This window comes from Chitinophaga sp., from assembly GCF_035538455.1.
Lineage (GTDB): Bacteria > Bacteroidota > Bacteroidia > Chitinophagales > Chitinophagaceae > Chitinophaga.
Genome location: NZ_DATLKJ010000066.1, coordinates 1 through 11,577, shown reverse-complemented (window position 1 = coordinate 11,577; position 11,577 = coordinate 1). Strand labels below are relative to the sequence as shown.

Here is an 11,577-nt window from a genome sequence, read left to right as displayed (position 1 = left end):
AATATGGTGACGACTTCGATAATAAAGATACAGAGTCAGCGGAAGGTTATGTAGGTACCATAAAACGCGCCCTTGCCTTCGGCTGGAATAAAGGAACCATCGGCGGACATATTATCAGGAATAATACCATCGCCTATTGTGAACAGGCAGGTATTGTAGGGAGCATGGGATGCTCATTCAGCACTATTCAGCATAATACGATACACGATATTCATATCCGCAGGTTGTTTAACGGTGCGGAGATGGCAGGGATAAAGTTTCATGGTGCAGTGGATGTCAGGATCCTGGATAATCATATCTATAACACCAATATGGGTATCTGGCTCGATTGGATGGCACAGGGGGTGCAGGTAATGAATAACCTGCTGCGCGATAATACACTGGATATTTTCCTGGAGGTGAATCACGGCCCCATACTGGTGGGCAATAATCTTTCCCTCTCAAAAACAAGCCTGTCGATGAATTCCAGCGGAGTGGCTTTCGTGCATAATATCTTTGCAGGCAAAATAGATGTAATCAACTATGATTCGCGGCTTACGCCTTACCACAAACCACACTCCACATCTATAACGGCTTTGCATGATAATCCTGGCGGTGATATCCGGTTTGTCAATAACCTGTTTGTGCGTGGAGGGAAAGCCGGTCAGTATAGCCGGTCACTGCTTCCTGTGGCCTTTAACGGCAACGTATATACAAATGGCACTGTAATGGCAACGAAGATGAAAACAGAGAAGCGATATGGAGAAATGAATACCCTCGCAAAGAAACAAATGGAGAAATACAGTGAAACTGATGCTGTAGAACAAAATGCAGTTACAGATACCACTTTTGATACAAATCTCAATCTCATAAAGAAGGGCAATAGTTTTTTCCTTGAAGTAGGAATGAAACGGGAATGGCTGAAAACCAAACGCCAGCTGGCTACCACAAAAACACTGGGAAAGACAGTAATTCCCGGACTTCCATTTGAGAATCCTGACGGTTCAGATATCCGTATGGATATAGATTACACCGGAAAGAAAAGGAACACCGGGAATCCTTCACCTGGTCCTTTTGAAATAGACGGTTCCGGGAAACATGTGTATAAGGTCTGGTAGCATGCATGCCCGCTGCATTTTGTTCTGGGAATAAGAGAGTGGGGTGTTATTTTTTAGGCAGATACTTCCAGTTCCTGATCTTTCCTTCGGCCATCCATTCGATTGAGGTAGCCAGCCGCTCTTCGCGGGTCTTTTCTGTTTTAGCTTCTGTAACCCAGGTCACGTATTCCTTTTTATTGGAATAGCTGAAGGCATCAAAGGTGGCCAATGCTTTCTTATTTTTTTTGAGCGCACTCGTAAAGTAGTCGGGGATGTCCAGCTCCTGTTTGGTGGCGGGTTTCTTTCTGGGCACTACTAAACCGGCTTCATTGAGACTGGCTGCTTCCCTGATGTATTGCAGCATGATCTTATCAGCGGGGAGGTCCTTCAGTTTTTCTATTCTTCCCAGTTGTCCCATGGCCTGGTCTTTTTCCCTGATAAGTATCTCAGCGGGGTCAGGCATCAATGCCGCTTTCCAGAACAGGAACACACAATGTTGCTTGAATGCGGCCATTCCGCATAGTATGCTGCCGTTGTAATCGAAGTAAGGCATGCCCCATTTGATCGTTTCAGTAATGTCAGGGCAGGCTTTATGTACGAGCTCGCGCATATGGAGGAGGATAGGCACGGCAAAGTCAGCAGATTTCTCTATATAGGCATCAATACGTGGATCATAATTGCTCATGACAATAATTATTGGGGGATTTTGGAATTATGTGAATGTAGGAATTATAATCACAGCTCAGACTACTTCCGCTGCATTTATAAAATACCTGATTCAGGTAGTCACAAAATCATAAAATTCCAGATACGGGAAAAATCCCGGTATAAAGCATATAGTAAAAGTTGAATATTTGCGCAACTAACTAAATGCTAAACTATCTACTATGAGCGATCAAATGATGTACTCCGGTTATGGAGCTGCCTCGGGTTATCTGGACAATAACCCCCAACAGATTGATTACAACATGCCCTTTACGGGTGGTACCTCTACCTATGGTATGCCTATTACATGGGGGGCTTTCCTCCAGTTGCTTGCAAACTTTTTCGTGAAGGTGCAGGGTGACCCGGATGTGAGGAATTTTTTTAATGGCGTATATTGGGTAGATTTCAGTAAGGCGTCATTGTTGCGTGTGCTCAGTCAGCCAGGTTGTGAGTTTGTAAGGTTCTACTTTGTAATACCTGAATCAAACCAGAAGATCAGCCTGATGGCAGAAGGGCGGGATGCCAATGATAACCACATCAATTACAGTCACCTGCTCGCGAAAGCGACCAGTGGTGATCTGACCACTGATCCGGGTGATCCGGGATTTGAAGAAAGAGGTAATGGCGGCGGCTATTCCAATCCGCTCAGAGACCTGTTCAAGGCATTGGAAGCTGCGAACTCTCCGCTTATTACACCAGAATTATCTGCGTTTCTTGACACATTAACAGAACCCCCTGCTATATAATGCAAATATGGATATACGGATATTATGTGTTGCTGGTGGCTTGTTTCATCATCAGTTTGTTTAACCTGGCATATGCAAAAGTAAGGCTACTGGCCGTGTTAACTGGTATATCCATTATTACGGAGCTGATTGTGGAGCTGATGGGAAAAGAAGATCTCCATTTCTTTGTTGTTTACCATTTCTTTGTGGTGCTGGAATATTGTCTGATCACGCTTATATTCCGTCTGGGGATTCCCGGCAAGGGCTGGAAATCCTGTATGGATGTGTCTATGGTCGTTTTCGGGATGGTCTCGCTCGGGTATAGTTTCTTATACGGCGGATGGCATTATTTTCCGGGTATTAATATTACCATCGAAAGTTTTCTCGTCATCTGCTGGTGTCTGCTATCCTTTTTTACGATAAGCCCTCACAGCGAAGCTTCGATATTCCAGCACCCTGATTTCTGGATCACACTGGCCTTCTTCTTTTATTTCGCAGGTTCTATGTGTGTGAACGGGTTCTATAACCTGTTGCTGGCCGGTGATACCAAGTCAGCACAGCATCTTTTTGCAATTTTGAACTCAATATCCAATTACCTGTTGTATATTATGCTGATAAAAGGCATTCTATGCTTCCGGGGACACAAGATCTATACGTAGCTGTAATTTTGATCACCCTGCTTTTTACTATCATGGGACTTGTGGTGGTAATGGCGGTGATAACATACAGAAAGAAACAACAGGCTTACCTGCACGAAATTAAAATGATGAGAGAAGAGTATGAGAAACAGCTCATGTGGTCCAGAATAGAAATGCAGGAAGATACACTTGCACATCTTGGGCAGGAGCTTCATGACGATGTTGGCCAGCTGTTAAGCAGTACTAAATTATTGGTGAACGTTACACAACGGAACTTACCGGAAGTGCCGGATACCCTTAAAATTGCCGAAGAAACCCTTAGTACCGCCATTCAGCACCTGCGGGCACTCTCCAGGTCTTCCAGCCGTCAGTGGCTGGACCAGTTCAGCCTGGTGGAAAACCTGAGAGGAGAAGTAGAACGTATCAATGCCAGTCGCGAGATACAGGTATCCTTTACCCATGATCTGGAAGCATTACCCCTGCAATCGGAGCCGCAGATCATGCTATTCCGCATTATACAGGAAGCGATCCAGAACTGCCTGCGTCATGCAAGACCCCAGGCTATTGACATCAGCATGAGAATGGCCGGAAATGTACTGCTGCTCATCATTGCAGACGATGGTGCCGGATTTGCAAAAGCCGAAATGTCATCCAACGGCATGGGCATCCGCAACATGCAGCACCGCACCAACCTGCTTGGAGGCACCATCCACTGGGAAGTAACCAGTGCAGGAGGAACAGCCGTACTCATAAAATTACCCGTTGAATAAAACTATTATGAACATTAATATTGCCATTGCGGACGATCACCAGTTATTCCTCAAATCGCTCAGCCTCCTTATCAGCGGATTCAGTGGCTTTCGCATTGTAGCAGAAGCTGTCAATGGAAAAGAGTTGCTGGACAAGGTCCTGCTGTTACCGACCCCCCCAGATATTGTATTGCTCGATGTAAACATGCCCGTTATGGATGGCGCCAAAGCCACCGCGGCCCTGCAACGTCGCTATCCCGGTATACGCCTGGTAGCGCTTTCCATGAAAGATAACGACGCAACCATCGTTACCATGCTGAAAGCTGGCTGCTGTGCCTACCTGTTGAAAGACATACATCCGACAGAGCTGGAAAGAGCCCTGCTTGAAATACATACCCACGGCACCTATTACAACGATGCTTCCAATGTTAATTTCCGCAGGCTCCTCATGCAGGCAGAACAGAAGGATACCATCACAGAAAGAGAAAAGGAGTTCCTTAGCCTCGCGTGCAGCGATCTCACCTATAAAGCCATCGCACAGAAAATGAATGTCTCCGAAAGAACAGTGGACGGATACCGCGAGATCCTCTTCCAGAAACTGAATGTGCAGAGCCGCACAGGCATGGTGCTGGAAGCACTCCGTCGTCAGCTGGTTACACTCTGACCTGCGTAATCTTTCCCTGTCCGCTTGCGGACATTCCTATTCATATACGGACAATATACTACGCTGCCTGGCCGTTAAACCGCTGACAATCAATGCCACCGGGAAATGGCATTGCATTGGCTGTTCACAGCGAACAATTGACCACTATGTTCAGAAGCTATTTCAAAACAGCTGTGCGCAGCCTGCTCAGATATAAAGGATACAGCCTGCTCAATATCACCGGCCTGGCAGCCGGCATTGTATGTGCTGCCTTAATCTGCCTGTGGGTGGAAGCGGAGCTGACATACAATTATGAATTTAAAAAACACGATCGGCTCTATCATATCGTAGAAAACCAAACCTATAATGGTAAAGTATCTACTTTTATGGCCACCCCCGGGCCTATGGCGGAAGCCATTGTACAAGATATCCCCGGGATTGCCCATGCTGCGCGCATTTCCAGCGAAAGAAAAGAGGTGTTCTCCACCGGAGCAAAAGATCTCAACATAAAAGGAGTATATGCAGATGTCAACATGTTCGATATGCTGAACATCTCTTTCATTACCGGCAGTTATGCCGCTGATTTCAATAGCAGCAGCACCATTGTGATCGGAGAGAGAATGGCCCGCAACCTCTTTGGCAGCACCAACGTAGTGGGACGCACAATCCGCATGAATCACGGTAACGACTATATGATAACAGGCGTATTCCGCAACATCTCCGGTAATACCACTTTCCGTTTTGAATGGATAGGACCTATCAGTGTAGAACTGGAACGGCGCAGCTTCTTGAAAACATCCTGGGGAGCGAATAGCATCCGCACCTACGTCGAGCTTTTGCCCGGTGCTGCTGTGGAGGCAGTGAACCGGCAACTGTATGACTACCTTGGTACCAAAGTAAAGACGGACACCAGGTGCTTTCTCTGGGCGATGAACGACTGGAACCTGCACAATGAATTCACGGATGGAAGAATCAGCGGTGGCAGGATCAAATATGTAAAACTGTTTTCAGTGATCGCTATCATTATTGTAGTGATAGCCTGCATTAACTTTATGAATCTCTCCACTGCGCGTGCAGAGAAACGGGCAAGGGAAGTTGGTGTCCGTAAAGTAATGGGAGCAAGCCGCAGCCGGCTGGCGATGCAGTTCCTGGCAGAATCACTGGTACTCTCATTTATAGCGGTACTATTATCTGTCGGTATATTATACCTGGTATTGCCATTGTTTAATCTCGTTATCGATAAACAATTATCCCTTCAGCTATTTCAGCCTTTACATGCCGGCGCGCTGATCGCCATCGGATTGCTGACAGGGTTACTCGCCGGTAGTTACCCCGCATTATATCTGTCTTCCTTCAACCCGATAAGCGTGTTGAAAAACCTCCGGCTGAAAACCGGTAGCATGGCGGGACTAGTAAGACGCGGACTGGTGACCGTTCAGTTTTCCATCTCCATCATCCTGATCATTGCCACGATCATCGTTTACCAGCAGATCAGTCATGTGAAGTCGCGCAACCTGGGTTTCGACAAAGACAATGTCATATCACTGGAGTTACAAGGTAGCCTGAAACAGCATTTTGATGTGGTACACAAGGATCTGTTGGAAACCGGTCTGGTAGCCGATGCGGCACTAAGTGAACTGCCCATGCTCCAGATGTGGAATAATTCCGGCAGTTACTCCTGGAAGGGTAAGCGGGAAGACCAGGATCTGCTGGTTACCTTTGAAGGCGTAAGCCCGCAGTTTTTATCCACGATGAACATACAAATAAAAGAGGGCCGCAACTTCCGTACATCTGGCGGGGCCGACAGCAACAGTGTGATCATCAACCGGGCAATGGCCACGCAGATGGGAGCAGAGGGCCGCTTGGGCGGAATTATTACAAATGACCGGCAGTTTGAGATCGTGGGTATAGTAGAAGATTTCCTATATAACGATATGTATGCTCCCGGGGCGCCCTTTCTGTTCCTCTCTGATAATAACCGTGCCCGCTGGCTCAATATTCGTTTCAAACAAGGTGCAGACCGCATGAAAGCCGTTGCTGCGGCACAACAGGTGATTACGGCGGTGAATCCTGGTTATCCTTTTGAATTCAATTTCGTGGATGAAGCGTTTAATAAAGAGTTCCGGGCTGAGATGCTCACCGGCGGGCTGGCAACGATTTTCTCCTGTCTGGCTATCTTCATTTCCTGTCTGGGGCTTTTCGGACTGGCTGCCTATACCGCAGAACGCAGAACAAAAGAGATCGGTATCCGCAAAGTAATGGGCGCATCCGTGGCGGGCCTGGTGAAATTATTATCTTCTGAATTTGTAAAGCTGGTAGCTATTTCCTGCCTGATAGCATTTCCGGCAGCATGGTGGCTGATGGATCATTGGCTGCAACAGTACCAGTATCATGTAAATATCAGCTGGTGGGTATTTGGCGCCGCAGGTATTACTGCGCTGCTGATCGCATTGCTCACCGTAAGCTATCAGGCAATGCGCGCAGCGTTGATGAATCCTGTAGTGAGCTTACGCGCGGAATAACCCGACATTTTTTACCGGGCAATCTATGTGTTTTACCGACTGGTAAATGGCATCTGCCTTTTTCGGTGGAAGAGGAAATTTTAGTTGTTGTATCATTGCTTCATAAATTTATCAATCAAAATTCATGAGAATGAATGAGCAACAACTGATTATCCTGGAAGTAGACCGGCTGAGCGTGTCCTACGGCGCCTTTCAGGCGGTAAAGGACGTGTCGTTCCATGTACAGGCAGGAGAGATATTTGGTTTTCTTGGCCCTAACGGAGCCGGTAAAACGAGTACGCTCAGCGCTGTGGAAGGTCTGCTGAAACCCCAGTCCGGCCGTATCTCCGTGGCCGGATTCAACCTGCACGAGAAGCCCCTGCATGCCCGCGCCAACATGGGGGTGCAATTACAATCCACCAGTTTTCAGGCAGAGCTGACCGTATCTGAGATCATCCGGTTGTTTGCCGGTATCTACGGTCTTAATCTTAGCAAAGAAGAGGTAGCTGCAAAACTCACGGAGATCAGTCTGGCAGACAGCGCTGAAAAGCGCTTCGGTCAGTTGTCCGGTGGCCAGCAACAACGCGTATCACTCATGATCGCCACTATCCATAACCCCAGGCTGGTGCTGCTCGACGAGCCTACTACCGGTCTTGATCCGCAGTCGCGCCGCCAGCTGTGGGAACGCATTGAAGCCATCCGTGCGCAAGGGGACGGCGTACTGCTTACCACGCACTCTATGGAGGAAGCAGAAGCCGTGTGCGACCGTATTGCAATTGTAGATCACGGCCGCATTATTGCTATAGACACCCCGGAAGCCCTGATCGCGCAGCATCGCAACGATCCTGATGTAATCAGCGTTTCACGCAAGGGCAAGATCACGCTTGAAGATGTATTTATTGGCCTCACCGGGCGCGCTGTCCGCTCCTGAAAATTATCCCATGCAAACGAACATACCTAAAACTTCTGATGTGATGCGCGCCTTACTCCGCGCGGATTTCACAACACTCTGGCGTAACCGCCGTTCTTTCAGGCTGGTGTTGCTGGTACCAATAGTTATCGTTATTTCCTGGAAAGGACTGGTGGACAAGCTCGGCGGCCCTGCCGTGCTGGCCACAGGGATCACCATTGGCCTGATCAGCATCGGGCTGCTGGGCTATTCCAATTCCATAGCCCGTGACCGCGACAAAGGCATTTTTCAGCGGCTACGTGTAGGCCCCGTTTCTTCCTGGACCATCATGATGAGCCGTATTATCGTACAGATAGCCATGGTGCTGATGATGACATTGTCGGTATTTGCAGCTGGTAACTTAGTGGATAAAATCACGCTCACGCCACTGGGGTATGTATACGGGTTCTTTATATCTGTAATTGGCGGCGCCCTGTATCTCAGCCTTGGACAAATGATCGTAGGATGGATCAAAAACCCCGAAACTGTGAACTCCACTACACGCATGGTGTATTTCTTTTTCATTATGATCGGCATGTTCGCAGAGTTCGGCGCGCTGGGTGAGCAGATAGGGCACATGGTGAAATGGTCGCCATATGGTGTCGTGAACAAGATTCTCGCTGCCAGCCTGAATCCTGCGACCTGGAGCACACAAACTACCATGGCATTGCTGGCCGCAATCGGCTATACGATCGTGTTTGCGGTCATAGGGATCAAATGGTTTAAGTGGGATACAAAGTAGAATCATTTCCGGAAATAAAATCTAATACCCGCTAAGTACTATTCTTAGCGGGTATTTCGTTTTTATGAGAATCTGATTTTTTTTACTATTTTGACGGTTGAATAATGAAAACCATATACCCGTAACTGCGCACACTTTCGAACGACTGTAATAGAACCCGATCATTAAAATACCCGGATAAATCAATATGCCCGATATGATTAAAGCTACATTAAACGACAAAGCTGCTGTTATCTCTACACTTGTTAAATCCTTTGATACCAATAAAAGTGTCAACTACATCGTAAAGCAGGACAGTAAAAGAGTGGAACGCATCAGGAAACTGATGGCGTATTCATTTGACCTGTGTTACGCTTTCGGTGACGTTTTTTTGTCAGAGGATCGCAAAGCATGCGTATTAACCCTTCTCCCTGACAGAAAAAAATCGACTTTCAAAACTACCCTGATGGATATTAACCTGGTGTTGTCTGTGATCGGTGTTTCCAGTGCAAAGAAGGCAATGGACCGTGATGCCCGGATTAAGAAAGGTTATCCGTCTGAGCCTATTGTGTACCTCTGGTTTATTGGTGTGGACCCGGCGTATCAAGGCAAGGGGATAGGTGGGACATTGCTGGATGATGTGGTGAAACACAGTACCGGGTTAGGGCGGCCAGTATACCTGGAAACTTCCATGGTAGAGAATCTGCCCTGGTACGAAAAGCATGGATTTAATGTATATCAGACACTCGACTTTTCCCACGGGGATCTTTACTGCTTGAAAAACGCCTGATTATGTTACTGCCGGGAACGAATGCTGAGATCGGGGTAATTATTATTGCGGCTGTGGAAAGCCTCATGCTGTTTTTCCAGGTGATCTATTATTTTGAGCGCCCCAACGATAAAAGCAGACTGCTGTTTTTAATATTGCTGGTGTTTCTGATACAATATAACCTGGCGGGGAGCTTGCTGCCTGATAAGCGGCTGGGTATCCCGATCATATACCAGTACGTGTATACTTACTTTACTGGAGTAAGTATGAGCATGTACATCATTTACTATTTCTATAAAGCGTTTGATCTGAAGGGCATGCGACAGATCGCGCTATACGGGATGTTTATCTATGTGGCGCTGCCATATGTGGTATTGTTTGCTGTTCCGTATTCTATCACAGGCAACTTCTTCCTGTACAATAAGCTGGTGGTAGTCATTCCATCCATATATGCCTTTGTGGTAGGTGCCAATCTATATAAAGCATTGCGTATTAAATACCGTGACGCAACACAAAACCGCGCAGAAGTAAAAGAGCAGATCGTCGTGGTGTCCACTACCTTCCTGTCGTGGCTTAGCTTACCAGTGGTGACCTACATAGAAGGAACCCAATTACTGGAGCATGGTCTTACCAATATTGGTTTCTTCCTGTTAGCGGGCAGTTACATCAGGACTGCCATCCGTAATTCACATAAAGAGTACGAAGAACTCCGGCAGGCAAAAGACCGGCTGGAGAATATCAACGATGAACTCACCGTAAAGGTGAAAGAACGCACACAACAACTGGAGCACGCCCATGAACAACGGCATAATACATTTGTGAACCTGGTGCATTCCACCAAAACCCCGCTGACGCTCATCAACAACTACCTGGAAGATTTTCATCCTGCAGGACAACAGGAAGATATGGAAGTGGTGAAATCAAATATCGCCAAACTGATAAGGGATGTGAATAATCTTTTTGATCTCGAAAGACTCAACAAAGGCATGAATTCATATGATCATCAGCAGACAACAAACTTCACCAACCTCGTAAAAGATCAGCTGGACGCATTCCGGAAGATGGCGGTGAAAGATGGAGTAATGATCAGTGAACAGTTGCAGGAAGATCTGTATGTAAAAGGTGATCCCATAGCATTGCAGATCATCGTAAACAACCTGGTGGAGAATGCAATGAAGTTTACAGATGATGGTGATATCTTAATCACGTTATCAGCGAATGAGGATAAGGTGACGTTTGATGTAACAGACTCCGGTGACGGTATTCCGGCAAATGAGTTGTCCAGCATCTTTGAGCCATACTACCAGGTTGGACGTAGGCTTAACAACAATGGTATCGGTCTTGGACTGCCAATGGTGAAACTTATCACAGATGCGCTGAATGGATCTGTACGGGCTGTAAGCCCGGCCGCCAATAATACAGGCACTAGTATGACCGTGGATCTGCCACGGTATTATTTGTCAGCCGGAGAAACGGTGGTGGAATACGAAGCCGCACAGCTTATAGCAACGGATACAATAGTAGAGATTCCCAATAAACCGTATGATCATCAGAAAGCCACCGTACTCATCGTGGAAGATAACCGCAACATGGCAGCCTTCCTGGTACGCAAGCTCCACCCCAAGTATAACGTTTTCTGGGCGGGTAATGGCCGTATCGCTATAGACCAGCTGCGGGAGTATCCGGGCATGCCCAACCTCATTATATCAGATGTGATGATGGATAAAATGGATGGATTGAAATTGGCCGAAGCCTTAAAAAAGCATCCGGAATATTCACATATCCCGATATTGTTCCTGTCGGCGAAATCTTCTGAAACAGATGCCCAGAGAGGACTTGAAGCGGGGGCTATCGATTACATCACTAAGCCGTTTAATGTGAATGTACTATTGTTGAAGATTGATGCCCTGATGGAAAAGAATATCAATCTTCAGCGCAGGATCGTGGATAACATGCTAAAGATGAATGGTAATGCAGTGCGGAGTGAGCAGGAAGGCCTTTCTGATGTGATACAGAAGAACATCAGATTCTATCAGCTGACCCCACGTGAGACGGATGTTACAAAGGCTATCATAGAAGGAAATACCTACAAGGAGATAGC

The 11,577-nt window shown here is 46.9% G+C and carries 11 protein-coding genes; 10 read left to right on the top strand and 1 reads right to left on the bottom strand.

Going from position 1 to position 11,577, the window contains the following annotated elements; genetic code table 11:
- Positions 1-1,097 (top strand): right-handed parallel beta-helix repeat-containing protein (locus VM802_RS07810; protein WP_325529266.1); only part of this gene is annotated, 1,097 nt, incomplete at its 5' end.
- 46 nt (positions 1,098-1,143) lie between these two features.
- Here the strand turns inward: VM802_RS07810 and VM802_RS07805 are convergent.
- Complete coding sequence (locus tag VM802_RS07805; RefSeq protein WP_325529265.1) at positions 1,144-1,761, bottom strand: YdeI/OmpD-associated family protein; 618 nt, start codon at positions 1,759-1,761, stop codon at positions 1,144-1,146.
- A 202-nt stretch (positions 1,762-1,963) separates the two neighbouring features.
- On the opposite strand from VM802_RS07805, the gene VM802_RS07800 reads away from it, so the two are divergent.
- The 9 genes from VM802_RS07800 to VM802_RS07760 form a co-directional block, all read left to right on the top strand.
- Complete coding sequence (locus VM802_RS07800; RefSeq protein WP_325529264.1) at positions 1,964-2,527, top strand: hypothetical protein; 564 nt, start codon at positions 1,964-1,966, stop codon at positions 2,525-2,527.
- The gene (locus tag VM802_RS07795) at positions 2,527-3,165 is read left to right on the top strand and encodes a hypothetical protein (protein ID WP_325529263.1); all 639 of its coding nucleotides are present in this window, start codon (positions 2,527-2,529) and stop codon (positions 3,163-3,165) included. The genes VM802_RS07800 and VM802_RS07795 overlap by 1 nt, the downstream gene beginning before the upstream one ends.
- A gap of 8 nt (positions 3,166-3,173) precedes the next feature.
- Complete coding sequence (locus VM802_RS07790; protein WP_325529262.1) at positions 3,174-3,914, top strand: sensor histidine kinase; 741 nt, start codon at positions 3,174-3,176, stop codon at positions 3,912-3,914.
- A 7-nt stretch (positions 3,915-3,921) separates the two neighbouring features.
- Positions 3,922-4,557, top strand: a complete 636-nt coding sequence (locus tag VM802_RS07785; RefSeq protein ID WP_325529261.1) for a response regulator transcription factor — start codon at positions 3,922-3,924, stop codon at positions 4,555-4,557.
- A 92-nt stretch (positions 4,558-4,649) separates the two neighbouring features.
- Positions 4,650-7,058 (top strand): ABC transporter permease, encoded by a 2,409-nt coding sequence (locus VM802_RS07780; protein WP_325529260.1) that lies wholly within the window; start codon positions 4,650-4,652, stop codon positions 7,056-7,058.
- 130 nt (positions 7,059-7,188) lie between these two features.
- Positions 7,189-7,968 carry an ABC transporter ATP-binding protein gene (locus VM802_RS07775; RefSeq protein WP_325529259.1) on the top strand — a complete coding sequence of 260 codons (780 nt, stop codon included), beginning with the start codon at positions 7,189-7,191 and terminating at the stop codon, positions 7,966-7,968.
- Positions 7,969-7,978: 10 nt separating this feature from the next.
- The gene (locus VM802_RS07770; protein ID WP_325529258.1) at positions 7,979-8,728 is read left to right on the top strand and encodes an ABC transporter permease; all 750 of its coding nucleotides are present in this window, start codon (positions 7,979-7,981) and stop codon (positions 8,726-8,728) included.
- 196 nt (positions 8,729-8,924) lie between these two features.
- Positions 8,925-9,497: a GNAT family N-acetyltransferase gene (locus tag VM802_RS07765; RefSeq protein ID WP_325529257.1), complete on the top strand. Its 573-nt coding sequence runs from the start codon at positions 8,925-8,927 to the stop codon at positions 9,495-9,497.
- 2 nt (positions 9,498-9,499) lie between these two features.
- Positions 9,500-11,577, top strand: a 2,078-nt coding sequence (locus VM802_RS07760; RefSeq protein ID WP_325529256.1) for an ATP-binding response regulator, incomplete at its 3' end; no start/stop codon positions are given.